Here is a 17,279-nt window from a genome sequence, read left to right on the forward strand (position 1 = left end):
CCGCTCAGGCGGGCTCGTCGGGGATCAGGTCGGACTCGAGCCGGGTGATCACGTCCTTGAGCTGCAGCTTGCGCTTCTTCAGCCGCTTGAGCAGCAGCTCGTCATGGGCGCGCGCGACCTGCAACGCCTCGATCTCCGCATCCAGCGCGCGATGCTCGGCGCGCAGGCGCACCAGCCTGCCCACCGGCGAATCGGCAATGTCGGAACGTTCGGACGACATGCGCCGAGCTTAGCGCAACGCCGCCGCGTTCCGCCGCTTGGCGGCGGGCCTGCGCGCTGCAACAATGCGCCTGCGCCGATCAGGGGACGGCGCGACGCAGGCGACCGCCGCGTGCCGACCCGTGCGGCACCCCTGGCCGCGCCTGCCCCGAGGAAACAGGATGTCCCTTCGATCGAAGTCCCTTGCCGCGTCGCTGCTCGCCGCCGCCGCGCTCGCCGCCTCCGCCGGCGTGGCCGCCCAGGCCAAGTACGACGGCTACCTGTGCTGCAACCTGCGCAGCGACGGCAGCTGGATCAGCGACAGCAACTACGCCGAGAACGGCAAGCGGGTGATCCCCGTCGGCACCCCGGCCAGCATCACCGGCTACGGCCGCTACCGCGTCAATGTGCGCATCGACGGCGCCAGGCAGTCGATCGGCAACGACTACAGCCGCGACCTGGACCTGGGCACGTTCGCCCAGCGCTACGTCGTCACCGAGGATCCGGCAGCGAAGATCGCGACCTATCCGGCCAAGGTCCAGGACGCGATCAAGCGCGCGAAGATCACCCCCGGCATGACCCGCGAGCAGGTGGTGATGGCGCTGGGCTATCCGATCAGCAGCGAGAATCCGGACCTCGAATCGAACCTGTGGCGCTACTGGCTCAGCAGCTTCGCCGAGTTCCAGGTGCAGTTCGACGGCGCCGGCCGGGTCAGCGACATCACCACCGACCCCAATACCCGCAACCTGGTCTGGGTGCCCTGATCCGCAAGTCCTGACGTCCGCACCATCCGCAGCCGCGTAGGGCGGATCCCGACCCACCCTATGCGGCTTCATGGTGTCCGGCATCCGTAGGTCGGGGCGACGCCCCCGACGCCAGCCGCACACGTCGGCCGCGTGAAGCCGACCTGCGCAGGATCGGGTCGGTCGTCTTCCCGGGACTTCGGAGAAGAACCTGCTTTGCCCGGCGGACGGTTTCCTCCCGTCCTCTCATGCCAGCGCCAGGGCATCGCCGTCCAGCCGCAGGCGGTGGGTCAACGCCAGCGCGTCGAGCAGGTCCGTATCGTGGCTGACGACCAGCAGTGCGCCGGGCCAGCCGCGCAGCAGCGCGACCAGGGCCTCGACGCTGTCGAAGTCCAAGTGGCTGGCCGGCTCGTCGAGCAGCAGCAGCGGTGCCGCCGGCTGCGCCCACGCGGCGGCGGCGACCGCGACCCGCATGCGCTCGCCGCCCGACAGGGTTCCCAATGGCTGGCGCGCACGCTCGCCGGCCAGCCCGAGCAACGCCATCCGGGTCGCCGGCAGCGCCGGCGCGTCGGCCTGCATGCGCGCGGCCAGCCAGTCGAGCGCCGGCTGCGCGTCCGGCAGATCGACCAGGTGCTGGTCCAGCGACTGCACCGGCACGTGCGCCGTGACCGTGCCGCTGGCCAGACGTCCGTCGCCGCGGATCGCACGCAGCAGCGTGGTCTTGCCGCTGCCGTTGCGGCCTTCCAGCCCGATCCGCACCGGCCCGTCGGCATGCCAGGTCAACGCCGCGACCGGCTGCGCGGCCAGCGGATGCGCGCCGTCGAAGGTCAGCACGCGTCGCCCGGCCGGCAGCGCGACGCCCGCCTGCACGAATTCGGGCGGCGCCGTAGTGTCGGCTGCGGCGAAGGCCTCGCGCACCACGGCATCGCCGTCGGCGAGCCGCTGCGCGAGCGCGCCGCGCAGCCGGCCGGCGTTGCGCTCGGCGCTGTCCTTCGCCCGGTCGAGCAGCAGCGGCGACTGGTTGGCCTGGTCGCGCGCGCGTTGCCCGCGCGCCTGGCGCTGGTCGAGCCGCTGGCGTTCGCGCGTGGCGGCACGCTGCAGGCGCGCGCGGTCGGCATGCGCCTGGTCGAGCGCCTGCTGCGCCTGCCGCCGCTGCCCGGCACGCCACGCACGCCAGGCGTCGAGCCCGCCATCGACCCCGTGCAGGCCGTCGCCGCGCAGTTCGAGCAGCCGCGGCATCGCCCGCAGCCACGCCGGATCGTGCGTCACCGCCAGCACGGCGCCGGCGCGGTGAAGGAACGTCCCGCACCAGCGCGCCGAGGCCTCGCCGTCGAGGAAGGTGCTCGGCTCGTCGAGCAGCAGCACCCGGGCGTCGGACCACGCCGCGCCCAGCAACCGCAGCTGCTGGCATTGGCCACCCGACAGCCGCGCCGGATCGGTTTCCGGGTGGACGTCGACGAGCCCGAGGTCGTCGAACGCGGCGCGCAGCCGCGCCGGCAGCATCCAGTCGTCGTCGACGCAGGCGGCATCGGCTGCATCGCCGCTGCCGGCGAGCAGCCGCTGCAGGGCATCGAAGCGCGCGCCCATTCCCAGCAGGTCGACGACCCGCGCCGGCAACGGCCCGGGAAGCTGCGGCAACAGGTGGACGCCGCCCGCGGCCTCGACCCGGCCGCCGGCGACGGCCCCGCCCGCCAGCTGTCGCAGCAGGGTCGACTTGCCGACGCCGTTGGCGCCGACCAGCGCGCACGGCCCCTCGTGCACGACCAGCGACAGCCCGGCGTACAACGGGCTGCCATCGTCGCGCGTGGCGGTCAGGCCCTGCGCGCGCAGCGCAGGCGCGAGGGACGGGGAAGATGCGGACAACGGCCGGCATGGCGCCGGCGGCACGGAGACTGGCATGACGGAGACCTCGCGGACATGGGGACGCGACCCGGTGGGGTCGGCGGACTCGATGTCGGCTCAGGACTTCACGTCATTGCGCTCCTGCTGGCGGGCCACCGCGGTGGCCGGGATGCGTCGCGCGGCAGCGGCGACGGCCTGCAGTGTATCGCCGCGGGCCTGCGGCCAGCTTAACGCGACGGAACGCGCAGGGACGCGCGCGGACTTCCGGACCCCGCGCCGCGCGATCCGGGGCACGGCCGCGCCGGCCCGGTAAACTAGCCGGCGATGAGCACCGTCCTGCCCCTGCCCGATCCCGTCCCGCGCACGCCCGATGCCGCAACCCGCGCGCGCGACCCGCGCCGCGCCGCGCACGAGACCAACCGGCTCGGCAAGCGCCTGCGCCACCAGGTCGGCCGCGCGATCGCCGACTTCGGCATGATCGAGGACGGCGACCGGGTCATGGTCTGCCTGTCGGGCGGCAAGGACAGCTACACGATGCTCGACGTGCTGCTGCAGCTGCAATCGAGGGCGCCGGTATCGTTCTCGATCACCGCGGTCAACCTCGACCAGAAGCAGCCAGGTTTCCCGGAGCACGTGCTGCCGGACTACCTGCGCGCGCTGGGCGTGGACTTCCACATCATCGAGCAGGACACCTATTCGGTGGTCAGCCGGGTGATCCCGGAGGGCAGGACGATGTGCTCGCTGTGTTCGCGGCTGCGGCGCGGCGCGCTGTACACCTACGCCGAGCAGCACGGCTTCACCAAGATCGCGCTCGGCCACCACCGCGACGACCTGGTCGCGACGTTCTTCCTCAACCTGTTCTTCCACGCCAAGCTCAGCGGCATGCCGCCGAAGCTGCGCAGCGACGACGGCAGGCACGTGGTGATCCGCCCGCTGGCCTATGTCGCCGAGGCCGACATCGTGGCCTACGCGGATGCGAAGGCGTTCCCGATCATCCCCTGCAACCTGTGCGGCTCGCAGGAGAACCTGCAGCGCAGGCAGGTCGGCCTGATGATGCAGCAGTGGGAACGCGAGACGCCCGGCCGCATCGAGACCATCGCCCGCGCGCTCGGCGACATCCGCCCCTCGCAGCTCAGCGATCCGAAGCTGTTCGACTTCCTCGCCCTCGGCCGCCGCGGCGACGGCATGCCCGCCGATGCGCATGCGTGGCTGGGCGGCGACGGCCGCCAGGATCCACCGGCGGCATGAGCGCAGCGCCGCTCGATCGCCCGGCCGTGGCGGCTGCCCGGCCCGGCTGGTACGTGGTGCTGGCCTGCGCGCTCGCAGCGCTGACCTGCATTGCCGCCACCGCCTACGGCGTCGCCGCACCGGCGTTCCGCGAGACGGTGTCGGCATTCGGCGGCGAACTGCCGCTGCTCTCCCGGATCGCCCTGCAGGCGCCGCATCTGGCAGGCGCGGCCGCCGCGGCGCTGGCGCTGGTGCCGGTGGTGCTGCTGGCCGTGCACCTGTCGCAGCCGCGGCAGCGCTGGACCGGGCGCGCGTTCTGGATCCTGCTGGCCTGCGCGCTGCCGGCGAACCTGCTGCTGGTCGCCGGCCTCTACCTGCCGATCCTGTCCCTGTCGCAGGTGGTGTGACCACCTGCGGCCATGCTGCCGGCGCCGCGACGGCGTCGCCCCTTCCCCTGTTCCTGGATACCCGATGTTCTTTCGCAACCTGACCCTGTTCCGCTTCCCCACCGCGCTCGACCTGTCCGAACTGGACACCCACCTGGGCGAATTCACCCTCAAGCCGGTCGGCCCGCTGGAGATGTCCTCGCGCGGCTTCGTCTCGCCGTTCGGCCGCGACGCCGAGGCGCTGTCGCACCGCATCGAGGATGCGATCTGGCTGACCGTCGGCGGCGAGGAGAAGATCCTGCCCGGCGCGGTCGTCAACGAACTGCTGGCGCGCAAGCTGGCCGAGATCGAGGAGAAGCAAGGCCGGCGCCCCGGCGGCCGCGCGCGCAAGCAGATGAAGGACGACCTGCTGCAGGAGCTGCTGCCGCGCGCGTTCGTGCGCCCGGTACGCACCGATGCGCTGCTCGACCTGGAACACGGCGTCTGCGTCGTCGACACCTCCAGCCGCAAGACCGCCGAGAACGTGGTCTCGGAGATCCGCGCGGCGATGGGCAGTTTCCCGGCGCTGCCGCTCAATGCCGAAGTCTCGCCGCGCGGGGTGATGACCGGCTGGCTGGCCGGCGAGCCGCTGCCCGACGGCCTGACGCTCGGCGAGGAATGCGAGCTGAAGGATCCGTCGGACCAGGGCGCGATCGTCAAGTGCCAGCGCCAGGAGTTGCTGTGCGACGAGATCGGCAAGCACCTGGACTCGGGCAAGCAGGTCACGAAGCTGGCGCTGAACCTCGACGACCACGTCTCGTTCGTGCTCGGCGAGGACCTGGTGGTGCGCAAGTTCAAGCTGCTCGACGGCGCGATCGACCAGCTCGAAGGCACCGACAACGACGACATGCGCGCCGAGCTCGACGCCCGCTTCGCGCTGATGAGCGGCGAGTTCAAGCGCCTGTTCACCGTGCTCGAGCGCGCGCTGAAGCTGTCGAAGGCCGAGTAGCGCGATACGGGTTCAACCACGCACTCGGATCCTCCGGAAGCACCGGGTCTCGTCGTCCCCGCGCAGGCGGGGACCCAGCGACTTGCAGGGAATCGGACGAAGGGCACTGGGTTCCCGCCTGTGCGGGAACGACGGCTTCCCTGCTTGCCGGCGCGGACAAGGCGGCCCGGTGCATCGATGACGCGCAAGCCGCAGCGCGGGCAGCGCGGCACTGCGCATACAATTCCATCCATGCCGTCCCTGTCGCGCCTGCTGTCGCCGTCCACGAAATCGCCTTCGACGCTACGCGACACGCTGTCCCTGCAGCTCGACGATGGCCGCGACATCGAGGTGCTGCGCGTCCGCGACCCGCGCGCGCGGCGCATCCGCCTGAGCGTCAGCGAACGCGGTGCGCGCCTGACCCTGCCGCTGCGCGCCAGCCTCGTCGCCGGCGACCGTTTCCTGCAGCAGCACCGCGACTGGCTGGCCGAACAGCTGGCCGCGCATGGCCAGGCGCCGCCGCTGCGCCGCGACACCACCACCGCACTGCCGCTGCGCGGCGCGCTGCTGCCGGTGCGCTGGCACTGCGGCCGCTTCAGCCATGTGCAGCTGGCCGGCGACGGCCTCGATTTCCATGCGCCCGAACGCGCCGGCCCGGCGGCGCTGCAGCGCGCGCTGCGCGATTTCTACGAGGCCCAGGCGCGCAGCGACATCGGCCGCTGGCTGCCGGGCTACCTGCCGGGCCTGCCGCGTCCGCCGTCGCGCATCCGGCTCAAGGTGATGTCGTCGCAGTGGGGCTCGCTGGCCCCCGACGGCACGCTGACGCTGGACCTGGCGCTGCTGCTGGGCCGGCCCGAGGCCTTCGAGTACGTGCTGGTGCACGAGCTCTGCCACCTGATCCATGCCGACCATTCGCGCGGGTTCTGGCGCGAGGTCGAGCAGCGCTGCCCGCGCTGGCGCGAGGCCCGCGACTATTTCCACGCCGAAGGCCGGCAACTGAAGGCGAGCCTGCACGCGCTGCTCGCCGGCTGATCGTCCGCCCTGCCGATCGTCCCGCATCGACGGCCTGCGTCGGGCACGGACGGCTGGCCGGTCGCCATGGCCGCCTGCGTTGGCTCCGACGACGGCAGCAACGCCGTTGCTGCCCGGTAAGGAGGTCCGCATGCCGCATCCGTCCCGACCCTGCGCGGCCGCCACGGGCAACCTGCTGGCCGGTGCGCTGCTGCTCGCGATGGCGGTCGGGCCAACCGCGTGCCGGCGCAGCGACACGGTCGTCGACGGCATGCAGCCGGCGGCCGACGTGATCCGCTTCGACCGCAATGGCGACCGCATCCCGCTGACCCCGATCGCCGAACTGCGCCAGGCGCGCGGCGACCGCGACCTGCCGCTGCCCGCGGACTTCCCCGCCGACGTCTATCTGCCCGGCGACTACGCGATCCACAGTGTCATGGACATGCCGGGCACGCGGGTGGTCAGCATGCTCGCGCCCGGCCACGTGCCGGCGATGTCGGACGATGCGCGCCAGGCCATGGCCGGCGCCGGCTGGACGCCGCGCATGCGCGTGCAGCACTCGGCCGACAATGCCGTGCTGGCCTTCGACAAGGGCCGCCGCAGCGCGCTGTTCGCCTTCAATCGCCACCGGCTGGCCGACGGCACATCCGACGACGGGGTGGTCGTCAGCGTGCAGCTGCAGGACCGCGGCGCGGCGCAGTGAACAGGCACGCGCAGGACATGCACAGGCGGCCCGGCAAGTCGCCCCATGCTCGTCATTCCCGCCTTCGCGGGAATGACGGACTTGTTCAGGGGATCCCCAAATCCGCGTCATACAACGGGATTTTATGGGGGAGAACTCAACTCGAGACCCGCCATTGCGTCGATGTCCCCGGCGGATCGAGATCCGCCCTGCATGTGATTTCGCGAGCGTGCCGTCCGCAGCCGGAGATCAGCGCAGCAGGAAATCGCCGATCGCGGCGGCCACGTCGCCGGGCTGTTCCATGTGCAGGTGGTGGCCGCCGGGCAGCACGACCAGATCGCCGTCGGGCAACAGGCGTGCGCGCCGGCTGCGGTCGGGCTCGGGCAGGTACGGCTGCGCCGGCTCGGCATAGATCACCCGCGTCGGGCATTCGATGCCGGCAACCAGCGCGTCGACCTGCTCGCCGGTCATGCGCATCGCGGTGGGGATCGTCAGCCGTGGATCGCTGCACCACACATGGCCGCCGTCGACCGGGCGCACGCCGCGCTCGACCAGCAGCCGCGCGACCGGCTCGCTGAGCGCGTTGACCCGCATCCGTGCGCGGACCGGCGCGTCGAGATCGGGGAACACCCGCAGCGGCCGCGTGCCGAGGCCGCGCGCCGAGGCAATGGCCTCGCGCAGCCGCGGCACGGTCTGCTCGACGGTCTCGGGCAGCCCGCCCAGCGCCTCGATCGCGACCAGCCGCTCGACGCGCTCGGGCATCGACGCGGCGAGCAGGCTGGCGATGCCGGCCCCCATCGAGTGGCCGAGCAGGGCGAAATGCGTCCAGCCCAGCGCGTCGGCGACGTCGAGCACCTGGTGCACCGCGCTGACGAAGGTGTAGTCGGTGCCGGCCGGCTGGTGCGCGCTGCGGCCGTGGCCGGGCAGGTCGAGGGCGACGAGGTCGAGCCCGGACAGCAGCGGCGCCAGCGGCACGAAGCTCGCGGCGTTGTCGAGCCAGCCGTGCAGCGCCAGCACCCGGCGCCCGCCCTCCTCACCGAAGCGCAGGCCGCGCACCGTGCCGATGCCGATCCCGACCTCGAACTCGCGCGCGTCGGCCATGCCGCTGCCGTCGCCGCTCACGTCCATGCCGCCAGTTCGCGCCGCGCCAGCGCGGCCAGCGCACCGGCGTGCGCCGGACTGTCGTTCAGACACGGGATGTAGCGCAGCGACCGGCCGCCGTGCGCGCGGAACACTTCGGCGTTCTGCAATGCGATCTCCTCCAGGGTTTCCAGGCAGTCGACGGCGAAGCCCGGGCAGACGACATCGACGCTGCGCACGCCGGCCTCGCCCAGCGCCTTCAGGGTCATGTCGGTATACGGCTGCAGCCATGGCTCGCGGCCGAAGCGCGACTGGAACGTCAGCAGCACCTCGTCGTCGGCCAGGCCCAGCGCGCGCGCGATGGCGTCGGTGCTGGCACGGCACTGGCGGGCGTAAGGGTCGCCGGCGTCGGACAGCCGCTGCGGGATGCCATGGAACGAGAACAGCAGCCGTTCGCCGCGGCCATGCGCATCCCAGTGCGTGCGGATCGACGCGGCCACCGCCTCCACCCAGCCGGCGTCGAGGTGATAGTCCCCGAGCATCCGCGCCCGGCCGCTGTCGCCGAACACGGCATCGACGACGTCGCCGACCGACGCGGTGGTGGTCGTCGAGTACTGCGGATACAGCGGCAGCACCAGCACGCGGCGATCGCCGTCGGCCTTGATCGCCTCCAGCGCGCTGCGCAGCGACGGACGGCCGTAGCGCATCGCATGGCCGACGGCGGCGCCGGGCAGCTGCGGCGCCAGCGCCTGCGCCAGCCGCGCGGTATGCACCGCCAGCGGCGATCCCGCGTCCATCCATATCCCGGCATAGAGTTTCGCCACCCGCGGCGAGCGCAGCGGCAGGATCACGAAATGCAGCAGCGGGCACCACAGCCAGCGGGTCAGCGCGACCACCCGGCGGTCGTGCAGGAATTCGGCCAGATAGCGGCGCACCGCCTTCGGCGTGGGGGCGTCCGGGGTACCGAGGTTGACCAGCAGCACGGCCGGGTCTGCCTGGGGGGAAGGCGTCGTCATCCGCATAGGATGGCAGGCGGACCCGGACAATGGCAGGCCGCGGGTGCGCCACGGGACACGGGCGCGAACTCACTCCCGATTCATTCGACCATCACTAGCCTGAACTCCACGCGCCAACCCTTGTCCGAATTTCCGATCTGACCCGCGGCGACCGCCGCCTCCGGAGCCCGCATGAACCCGATTTCCCGCCATCGCCCGCTGCTGCTGGCCGCCGCATTGACCGTGTCGCTGGCCGCGGCCGGCACCGCCTCCGCAGGTCCCGACGAGGACGCCCGCGCACAGAACGCCGTGCGCGTGCTCAACGAGATCCAGGCGATTCCCGAATCGGGCATCCCCGACCGCCTGCTCGACGAGGCCCGCGCGATCGTGGTGATCCCCGACACCGTCAAGGCCGGGCTGATCATCGGCGGCCGCCGCGGCCACGGCCTGATGTCGGTCAGGACCGCCGACGGCACCTGGTCGAATCCCGCGTTCGTCAGGATCACCGGCGGCAGCATCGGCTTCCAGGCCGGCGTCCAGTCGGCCGACGTGGTGCTGGTGTTCCGCAACGACCGCAGCCTGGAATCGATCGTCAACGGCAAGTTCACCCTCGGCGCCGACGCCGGCGTCGCCGCCGGCCCGGTCGGCCGCAACGCCGCGGCCGCGACCGACGGCCAGCTCAAGGCCGAGATCTGGTCGTGGTCGCGCGCGCGCGGGCTGTTCGCCGGCGTCGCCCTCGACGGCGCGGTGCTGCAGATCGACGACCGCGCCAACAGCGCGGTCTACGGCAGCAACACCACGCCGCGGGCGATCCTCGAGAACCGGCCGGGGCAGGCGCCGTCGAACGCGGTCGTCGATTTCCGCGACCGTCTCGAGGAGGCCTCCGCGACCGCGCGCGTCGCCCGTGGTGGCGCCGCGGTGCCGACCGCGCCGCAGCAGGCCGCGCCGGAGATCCGCAACGTGCCGGAGGCGACCACGGTGCCCGCGCAGCAGGGCGACCCGATGCCGCAGCCGTTCGAACCGGTCGAGGACGCCCCCGCGCAGGCCGAGCCGCTGCCGGAGACCTGATCGCCGCGCGCGTTCCCGCGATGCCGCGGTGTCCGCGCGCGGTGCGGTATCCTGCGCACTCACCCAACTCCCACGGACCCCGACATGGGCAGTTTCAGCATCTGGCATTGGCTCATCGTCCTCGTGGTCGTGTTGCTGGTGTTCGGCACCAAGCGGCTGCGCGGCGCCGGGCGCGACCTGGGCGAAGCGGTCAAGGGCTTCAAGAAGGGCATGCACGACGACGACGCGCCGGACGCCCGGCTCGACGATCGTTCGAAGGACAGCGAGACGTCCGCCGACAAGTCGCGCCACGACGACAACGTCCCGCGCTGAACGCGCGGACCTTCGTTCCCTAGATGTTCGGAATCGGCACCGGCGAACTGCTGATCATCGCGGTGGTCGCGTTGATCGTGCTCGGTCCCGAGCGCCTGCCCAAGGCCGCGCGCTTCGCCGGGCTGTGGGTCCGGCGCGCGCGCGCGCAGTGGTATTCGGTGAAATCCGAACTGGAGCGCGAACTCGCCGCCGAGGAACTCAAGCGCGGCATGCAGCAGGCGCAGCGTTCGATCGCGGACGTGCAGACCCAGTTGCGCGACGCCGGCGCCCAGGCCCAGCGCGGCCTCGATGCCGCGCGCGAGGATGGCCGCAGCCTGATCGACGACGTGCGCCGGCTGCCCGGCGCGCCGGCGGCGGATGCGCCGGTCGGAGAAAACGGGGGCGAGGCCCGGCCCCGGGCCGACGCGGCCGCACGCACCGCACCCGCGCCGATCGCCGGCGACGTGACCGCGCCGCCGGCGCCGGCACCCGCCGCCGATCCGCCGCCACCCGACCAGGATTCCGGGCACGATGGCCACGCACGCTGAGGACGACACCGGCGACAGCAGCCTGATCGACCATCTGGTCGAGCTGCGCGCGCGGCTGATGCGCGGCCTCGCCGGCACCGGCATCGTGCTGCTGTGCCTGCTGCCGTTCGCCAACAAGCTCTACGGGCTGCTGGCCCAGCCGCTGCTCGACAAGCTGCCCGAGGGCGCGCACCTGATCGCGGTCGAGGTCGCCTCGCCGTTCTTCGCGCCGCTGAAGCTCGCGTTCTTCACCGCGCTGGTGGTGACGATGCCGTGGCTGCTGTACCAGGCCTGGGCCTTCGTCGCGCCGGGACTGTACAGGCGCGAGAAGCGGCTGGCGCTGCCGCTGCTGGCCTCGTCGGTCGCGCTGTTCTACATCGGCTGCGCGTTCGCGTTCTTCTTCGTGCTGCCGTCGGTCTTCCGGTTCCTGACCCTGGTGACGCCCGACGGCGTGGCGATGATGACCGACATCAACGCCTACCTGAATTTCGTGCTGGTGATCTTCCTCGCGTTCGGCCTGAGCTTCGAACTGCCGGTCGCGCTGGTGATCCTGGTGCTGCTGGGCTGGGTGACGACCGACCAGCTGCGCGAAGCGCGCGGCTATGCGGTCGTCGGCGTGTTCGTGCTGGCCGCGGTCATCACCCCGCCCGACGTCGTCTCGCAGCTGATGCTCGCCATCCCGATGTGCCTGCTGTACGAGGCCGGCATCATCGCCGCGCGATTGCTTGCGCCCAAGCCCGGCGCGACGCGGGACGGGGAATGATCCCGGCGCCGATGCTGCGCCGCTACGCGGCCTGGTCGCTGGACGCGGCGCTGCTCGCGCTGCTGGTGGTCGCGCTGCTGCATCGCCCGCTGTGCGCAGGCCTGGCGAGCGTCGACCGGGCCTTCGAGGCACTGGCGGGGACGATGGCCGCGTCGATGGCCGCCGCGGCCGACAGCGGACTGCCGCCGCTGGCGCTGGCGACGTCGTGGCTCGGCGATCCGGCGCTGCATGCCGCCACCGGCGAGCTGGCGCTGGCATTGTCGGCGCTGCTGCTGCCGGCGTGGGCGCTGTTCGCGCTGCTGTCGCTGCCGTACTTCGCGGGGTTCGAAGGCGGGCGCTGGCAGGCCACGCCGGGCAAGCGGCTGCTGGGCCTGCGGGTCATCGACGACGACGCGGCAGCGCCGGGCCTGGTCCGCGCCGCATTGCGCCAGGCCGCCGGCATGCTGTCCTGGCTCAGCCTCAACTTCGGCCACGCGCTGGCCGCGCTGCCGCCACGCCATCAGGCGCTGCACGACCGCATCGCCGGTACCCGCGTGGTACGCGTCGACACCGCGCCGATGCCCTACGCCGCCCGGCTGTGGCTGGCGCTGCAGCCGCCGGCGCTGTTCCTGCTGCTGGCGCTGCTGATGCGCCACGTCGACCGCGTGGTCAACACCGCGCTGGACGCGACGCTGGGGCTGTAGGGCTGCGGCAGCCGGCGCTCAGAGCTCGATGCTGCCGCCGCCGTTGCCGCCGGGGGCCTGCGCATCCGGCGCCAGCGGATCGCCGCAGATGTCGCGCCACATGGCGTACATGACGCCGAACATGACGATGTACAACGCGAGCAGCAGCAGCAGATAGAGCGGCAGCACCAGCAATGCGGCAAGCGCGGGATGCAACAGGCCGGCGACGACGGTGATCATGGTCGCCACCATCGCGAAGACGATCATCAGCACGAAACCGCCGGCCATCGCCAGCACGCCGACCACGATCACCGGCAGCACGTTCTTCAGCGCGCCGCCAAGGCCATCGACGAAGGCGCCGCCGACCGGCCGGTCGCCGAGCGCGACCTGGCCGAGGCCGATCGCGTAGACGGTGGCGAAGTACAGGCCGAACAGCAGGCCGAGCGCCATCAGCGGGCCGATGCCGGCCGGCGGCAGCGGCAGCTCCGGCGGCGTGGCCGGCGCCCCCTGGGCATTCATCTCCTGGCTGATCGCGAGGATCTCCATGTACCACTCGATGACGCCCTCGCCGAACGCGCTGATCAACGCATAGAACGTGGCGATGTACAGCACGCCCATCAGCACGCCGAATCCCATCAGCCGGCCGGCGCCGGCACCGGCCGAGAACGTGGCGAAGATGTCGGTGGCCTTCGCCGGCCGGCCGCGCTCGACGCCGTCGATGACCCGCAGCACGCCGCCGATCAGCAACGGATACAGCACCATCGACAGCAGCGACACCGCGCCGATGACCATCAGCTGCGCCTGCGCGTCGAGGCCGAGCACCTGCTGCAGCACCAGCTGCAGCACGCTGGGCAGCAGCGCCAGCGCGGACAGGATCGCGATCGCGCCGTACACCGCCCTCGGGTTGCCGCGGCCGACGTTGACGCCCTGCACGAGCCACTTCCAGCCATGGCCGGCACCCACCGTCCGAGTCGTCATCTGCAGTCGTTCCCGTCGTCGTCGATGTGGCCACGCGCCACGCGGGCGTCATCGTACTGCATGCTTCGGGACGGCATGCGTGGGGACGGCACGCGGACGATGCGGGTCCCTGGCGCGACCCGGCCGGCACCGGCGACGCCGTCAGTCGCGCGACAGCGCCTCCGCCACCCGCACGAACCGCCGCAGCACCTCGCGCGCCTGCGGCGTGGCGCGCACGTCGGCGACCATCGCCGCCGGACTGGCGCCCTCCTCGCGCAGCGCCGCGGCGCGCGCGCGGATGTAGCCGCGCATGTGGGTGGCGCTGAACTCGGGGTGGAACTGCACGCCCCAGACCCGGTCGCCCCAGCGGAACGCATGATGCGGGTCGAGCGCGGAGGCGGCCAGCACGGTCGCGCCGTCCGGCAGGCGCAGCACGCTCTGCAGGTGCGTGGTCTGCGCGCGGAAGGTGGCCTCCAGACCGCCGAACAGGGGATCGTCGCCGGCATCGTCGTGGCGCTGCAGTTCGAACGTGCCCATCTCGCGGCCGCGCGGGTTCGCGCCGACCTCGCCGCCCAGCGCATGCGCGATCAGCTGGTGGCCGTAGCAGATGCCCAGCAGCGGCAGGCCGGCATGCGCCGCCTCGCGCAGCCACGCGGCGCTGCGCTCGCTCCAGTCGGCGCGGTCGGTGACCATCGCCCCCGAACCGGTGACCAGCACGCCGCGGTGCTGGCCGACATCCGGCAGCGCGGCGCCGCGCTCGACGTCGACGACCTCGACCTGCGCCCGCGACAGGCCGGCGGCGACCCGGATCCAGTGCGGAAAGCCGCCATGGCGGCGCATCGACGGGACCGGCTGGCCGGTTTCGAGGATCAGGAACGGACGGACGCGCGGCATCGGGCGGGAACGACGGAACGGGATGCGCAGCGTAACGGGTTCCCGAGGGAACGTGCCTGCGCATTCGTGGGTGGGGACCATGCCATCGCTGCGACTCCCGCGAGACAGCCAGTCGGCCGCGGCGCGAGGCGGGTCGGGACCCGCCCCACGGACACTGTCATTCCTGCGGCGGCAGCACCGTCATCACTTCCTCGATCGTGGTCAGCCCCTGGGCGACCTTCTCCGCGCCAGCCATGCGCAGCGTGCGCAGGCCGCCGGCGACCGCGGCGCGGCTGAAGCCGGCCAGTTCCATGTCGGCGCGGATCAGCGCGCGCAGCGGCGGGGTCATCGGCATCAGCTCGTAGATGCCGAGCCGGCCGAAGTAGCCGGTGTTGCGGCACTCCAGGCATCCCACCGGGCCGCAGGCGCCGGCCGGCGGCGGCAGGTCGCTGCCGGGACCGACCAGCGCGCGCCAGCCTTCCGGATCGACCGGCCGCGGCTGCTTGCAGTGGGGGCACAGCGTGCGCACCAGGCGCTGGGCGAGCACGCCGTTGAGGGTCGAGGCGATCAGGTAGTGCGGCAGGCCGAGGTCGAGCAGGCGGGTGATCGCCGACGGCGCATCGTTGGTGTGCAGCGTCGACAGCACCAGGTGTCCGGTCAGCGAGGCCTGCACCGCCATCTGCGCGGTGTCGAGGTCGCGGATCTCGCCGATCATGATGATGTCCGGGTCCTGGCGCAGCAGCGTGCGCACGCCCTGGGCGAAGCCCAGGTCGATCGCGTGGTGGACCTGCATCTGGTTGAGCTCGACCGACACCATCTCGATCGGGTCCTCGACGGTGCAGACGTTGACGTCGGCGGTCGCCAGCTTCTTCAGCGTGGAGTACAGCGTGGTGGTCTTGCCCGAGCCGGTCGGGCCGGTCACCAGCACGATGCCGTGCGGGCGCTGCACCAGGTCGTTCCACGCCGCAGCCTCGCCGGGATCGAAGCCGAGCTGCTCGATCGGCTTGAACGCGGTGTCGGGATCGAAGATGCGCATCACCACCTTCTCGCCGAATGCCGTCGGCATCGTCGACAGGCGCATCTCGACCTCGCGCCCGCCCGGCGAACGGGTCTTGATGCGGCCGTCCTGCGGCCGCCGGCGCTCGGCCAGGTCCATGCGCCCGAGCACCTTGATGCGGCTGACCGCCGCGGTCATCACCGGCGGCGGCATCTCGAACACCTTGTGCAGCACGCCGTCGATGCGGAAGCGCACGCGGCCGATATCGCGGCGCGGCTCGAGGTGGATGTCGGAGGCGCGCTGCTCGTAGGCGTACTGCAGCAGCCAGTCGACGATGTGGACGATGTGGTGGTCGTCGGCGTTGACGTCGCCCGAGCGCCCCAGCTCGACCAGCTGCTCGAAGGTCGGCGCTTCGGTGCCGCCCTCGCGGATGTCCTTGGCGCCGCGGATCGAGCGGGTGACGCCGAAGAACTCCATCGTGTAGCGGTGCAGGTCGAGCGGATTGGCGACGACCAGGTCGATCTCGCGCCGCAGCAGGCGCTGGATGTCGGGCAGCCAGTCGAGCGCCAGCGGCTCGCTGGTGGCGATGCGCGCGCGCTCGGGCGTGACCTCGACCGGCAGGATGCGGTGGCGGCGCGCATACGCGTGCGAGACCAGGTCGGTGACGTCGGCGACCGCGATCTTCGTCGGGTCGATGCGCAGGTAGGGATGCCCGGCCGCCTGCGCCAGCCATTCGGTCAGCGCCTCCAGGCCCAGCTCGGTGCCCGGGCGGCGCGCCGACGGCAGCTTGAGGTTGGCCAGCAGCACCAGCGGATGCACCGCGTCCAGGCCGCGGGTGGCGCGGCCGCCGGCACGCGCGCGTTCGGCGTCGGCCGGTGCCAGCACGCCGTCGGCGACCAGCGCCGCGATCACCGGCTCCAGTTGCAGGCGTCCGCCGGGCAGCCGTGTCGGGACGATGGCGCGCGGTTGGTTCAAGGCTTGCTCCGTCGGGCCGGGGCCGGGCAGGCCGGGTGGCATGGACGGCTATACTAGCGCGCCCCCGCAGCCGCCTTTTTCCGATGACCGGACCGACGTTCCAGGAGCTGATCCAGACGCTCAACGCCTACTGGGCCCGACAGGGATGCGTGCTGATCCAGCCGCTGGACCTGGAGGTCGGCGCGGGCACCTTCCATCCGGCGACGTTCCTGCGCGCGCTCGGCCCCGAGCCGTGGAACGCGGCCTACGTGCAGCCCTGCCGCCGCCCGACCGACGGCCGCTACGGCGACAACCCCAACCGCCTGCAGCGCTACTACCAGTACCAGGTGGCGATGAAGCCCAACCCGGACAACATCGTCGAGCTGTATTTCGACTCGCTGAAGGAACTGGGCATCGACCCGCGGGTGCACGACCTGCGGCTGGTCGAGGACAACTGGGAATCGCCGACGCTCGGCGCCTGGGGCCTGGGCTGGGAGGTCTGGCTCAACGGCATGGAAGTCACCCAGTTCACCTACTTCCAGCAGGCCGGCGGCCTGGAGTGCCGGCCGGTGCTCGGCGAGATCACCTACGGCCTCGAGCGCCTGTGCATGTACCTGCAGAACGTCGACAACGTGTTCGACATCGTCTGGACCCATGGCCCCGACGGCACCCCGGTGACCTATCGCGACGTCTACCACCAGAACGAGGTGGAGCAGAGCGCGTACAACTTCGAGCATGCCGATGTCGCCGAGCTGTTCCACCGCTTCGACGCCTGCGAGGCCGAAGCGCTGAAGCTGGTCGAGCTGGGCCTGCCGCTGCCGGCCTACGAGCAGGTGTGCAAGGCCAGCCACAGCTTCAACCTGCTCGACGCGCGCCGCGCGATCAGCGTCACCGAGCGCCAGCGCTACATCCTGCGCGTGCGCACGCTGGCGCAGGCGGTCGCGAAGGCCTACTACGCGCAGCGCGAGGCGCTGGGGTTTCCGGGGCTGAAACGGACGCCGGAAGCGGCTTGAGCCTCATCCCGCATGCGGGAGAGGGGTTGGGGCGAGGGCGCTG

The 17,279-nt window shown here is 72.1% G+C and carries 19 protein-coding genes; 12 read left to right on the forward strand and 7 right to left on the reverse strand.

The genetic code is table 11. The features are described from left to right. Positions 1-4: 4 nt before the first annotated feature. Positions 5-220 carry a DUF465 domain-containing protein gene (locus tag LDO26_RS12875; protein ID WP_232131500.1) on the reverse strand — a complete coding sequence of 72 codons (216 nt, stop codon included), beginning with the start codon at positions 218-220 and terminating at the stop codon, positions 5-7. A 160-nt stretch (positions 221-380) separates the two neighbouring features. Between LDO26_RS12875 and bamE the strand changes: the two genes are divergently transcribed. Then, positions 381-962, forward strand: coding sequence for an outer membrane protein assembly factor BamE domain-containing protein (gene bamE / locus LDO26_RS12880; RefSeq protein ID WP_232131501.1), 582 nt, complete (start codon positions 381-383; stop codon positions 960-962). A 225-nt stretch (positions 963-1,187) separates the two neighbouring features. On the opposite strand, the gene LDO26_RS12885 is transcribed toward bamE, so the two are convergent. Continuing rightward, positions 1,188-2,804, reverse strand: coding sequence for an ATP-binding cassette domain-containing protein (locus LDO26_RS12885; RefSeq protein ID WP_232131502.1), 1,617 nt, complete (start codon positions 2,802-2,804; stop codon positions 1,188-1,190). 303 nt (positions 2,805-3,107) lie between these two features. Here LDO26_RS12885 and ttcA point away from each other — a divergent pair, with 303 nt between their 5' ends. The 5 genes from ttcA to LDO26_RS12910 all read left to right on the forward strand — a co-directional run bounded on the left by ttcA (position 3,108) and on the right by LDO26_RS12910 (position 7,077). Next, positions 3,108-4,031 (forward strand): tRNA 2-thiocytidine(32) synthetase TtcA, encoded by a 924-nt coding sequence (gene ttcA / locus LDO26_RS12890; RefSeq protein WP_232131503.1) that lies wholly within the window; start codon positions 3,108-3,110, stop codon positions 4,029-4,031. Next, the gene (locus LDO26_RS12895) at positions 4,028-4,417 is read left to right on the forward strand and encodes a hypothetical protein (protein ID WP_232131504.1); all 390 of its coding nucleotides are present in this window, start codon (positions 4,028-4,030) and stop codon (positions 4,415-4,417) included. Before ttcA ends, LDO26_RS12895 begins: the two co-directional genes overlap by 4 nt. A 64-nt stretch (positions 4,418-4,481) precedes the next feature. Beyond that, positions 4,482-5,384, forward strand: a complete 903-nt coding sequence (locus tag LDO26_RS12900; protein ID WP_232131505.1) for a recombination-associated protein RdgC — start codon at positions 4,482-4,484, stop codon at positions 5,382-5,384. Between the two features lie 231 nt (positions 5,385-5,615). After that, positions 5,616-6,395, forward strand: coding sequence for a M48 family metallopeptidase (locus LDO26_RS12905; protein WP_232131506.1), 780 nt, complete (start codon positions 5,616-5,618; stop codon positions 6,393-6,395). Between the two features lie 130 nt (positions 6,396-6,525). Continuing rightward, complete coding sequence (locus LDO26_RS12910) at positions 6,526-7,077, forward strand: hypothetical protein (RefSeq protein WP_232131507.1); 552 nt, start codon at positions 6,526-6,528, stop codon at positions 7,075-7,077. A gap of 228 nt (positions 7,078-7,305) precedes the next feature. On the opposite strand, the gene LDO26_RS12915 is transcribed toward LDO26_RS12910, so the two are convergent. Beyond that, on the reverse strand, positions 7,306-8,157 hold the full coding sequence (locus tag LDO26_RS12915) for an alpha/beta fold hydrolase (RefSeq protein WP_232131582.1): 852 nt from the start codon (positions 8,155-8,157) through the stop codon (positions 7,306-7,308). Positions 8,158-8,174: 17 nt separating this feature from the next. Then, on the reverse strand, positions 8,175-9,152 hold the full coding sequence (gene hemH / locus LDO26_RS12920; protein WP_435594084.1) for a ferrochelatase: 978 nt from the start codon (positions 9,150-9,152) through the stop codon (positions 8,175-8,177). A 171-nt stretch (positions 9,153-9,323) separates the two neighbouring features. On the opposite strand from hemH, the gene LDO26_RS12925 reads away from it, so the two are divergent. The 5 genes from LDO26_RS12925 to LDO26_RS12945 all read left to right on the forward strand — a co-directional run bounded on the left by LDO26_RS12925 (position 9,324) and on the right by LDO26_RS12945 (position 12,463). Continuing rightward, positions 9,324-10,199, forward strand: coding sequence for a lipid-binding SYLF domain-containing protein (locus tag LDO26_RS12925; RefSeq protein ID WP_232131509.1), 876 nt, complete (start codon positions 9,324-9,326; stop codon positions 10,197-10,199). Between the two features lie 84 nt (positions 10,200-10,283). Continuing rightward, positions 10,284-10,511 (forward strand): Sec-independent protein translocase subunit TatA, encoded by a 228-nt coding sequence (gene tatA / locus LDO26_RS12930; RefSeq protein ID WP_232131510.1) that lies wholly within the window; start codon positions 10,284-10,286, stop codon positions 10,509-10,511. Between the two features lie 23 nt (positions 10,512-10,534). Further along, a complete protein-coding gene (tatB, locus tag LDO26_RS12935) occupies positions 10,535-11,038 on the forward strand; it encodes a Sec-independent protein translocase protein TatB (RefSeq protein WP_232131511.1) in 504 nt (167 codons plus the stop codon). Continuing rightward, positions 11,022-11,780, forward strand: a complete 759-nt coding sequence (gene tatC, locus LDO26_RS12940) for a twin-arginine translocase subunit TatC (protein WP_232131512.1) — start codon at positions 11,022-11,024, stop codon at positions 11,778-11,780. The genes tatB and tatC overlap by 17 nt, the downstream gene beginning before the upstream one ends. Continuing rightward, complete coding sequence (locus LDO26_RS12945) at positions 11,777-12,463, forward strand: RDD family protein (protein WP_232131513.1); 687 nt, start codon at positions 11,777-11,779, stop codon at positions 12,461-12,463. Before tatC ends, LDO26_RS12945 begins: the two co-directional genes overlap by 4 nt. 18 nt (positions 12,464-12,481) lie before the next feature. On the opposite strand, the gene LDO26_RS12950 is transcribed toward LDO26_RS12945, so the two are convergent. From LDO26_RS12950 to LDO26_RS12960, 3 genes are all read right to left on the reverse strand, one after another. Continuing rightward, positions 12,482-13,420, reverse strand: coding sequence for a hypothetical protein (locus tag LDO26_RS12950; protein ID WP_232131514.1), 939 nt, complete (start codon positions 13,418-13,420; stop codon positions 12,482-12,484). A 141-nt stretch (positions 13,421-13,561) separates the two neighbouring features. Beyond that, complete coding sequence (locus tag LDO26_RS12955; protein WP_232131515.1) at positions 13,562-14,293, reverse strand: glutamine amidotransferase; 732 nt, start codon at positions 14,291-14,293, stop codon at positions 13,562-13,564. 157 nt (positions 14,294-14,450) lie between these two features. Further along, entirely contained in the window at positions 14,451-16,244 is a 1,794-nt protein-coding gene (locus LDO26_RS12960; RefSeq protein WP_232131516.1) for a GspE/PulE family protein, read from the reverse strand. An 83-nt stretch (positions 16,245-16,327) separates the two neighbouring features. Between LDO26_RS12960 and glyQ the strand changes: the two genes are divergently transcribed. Continuing rightward, complete coding sequence (glyQ, locus tag LDO26_RS12965; RefSeq protein ID WP_232131517.1) at positions 16,328-17,236, forward strand: glycine--tRNA ligase subunit alpha; 909 nt, start codon at positions 16,328-16,330, stop codon at positions 17,234-17,236. The last annotated feature ends 43 nt before the right edge of the window (positions 17,237-17,279 follow it).

This window comes from Proluteimonas luteida (assembly GCF_021191695.1).
Classification (GTDB): domain Bacteria; phylum Pseudomonadota; class Gammaproteobacteria; order Xanthomonadales; family Xanthomonadaceae; genus Luteimonas; species Luteimonas luteida.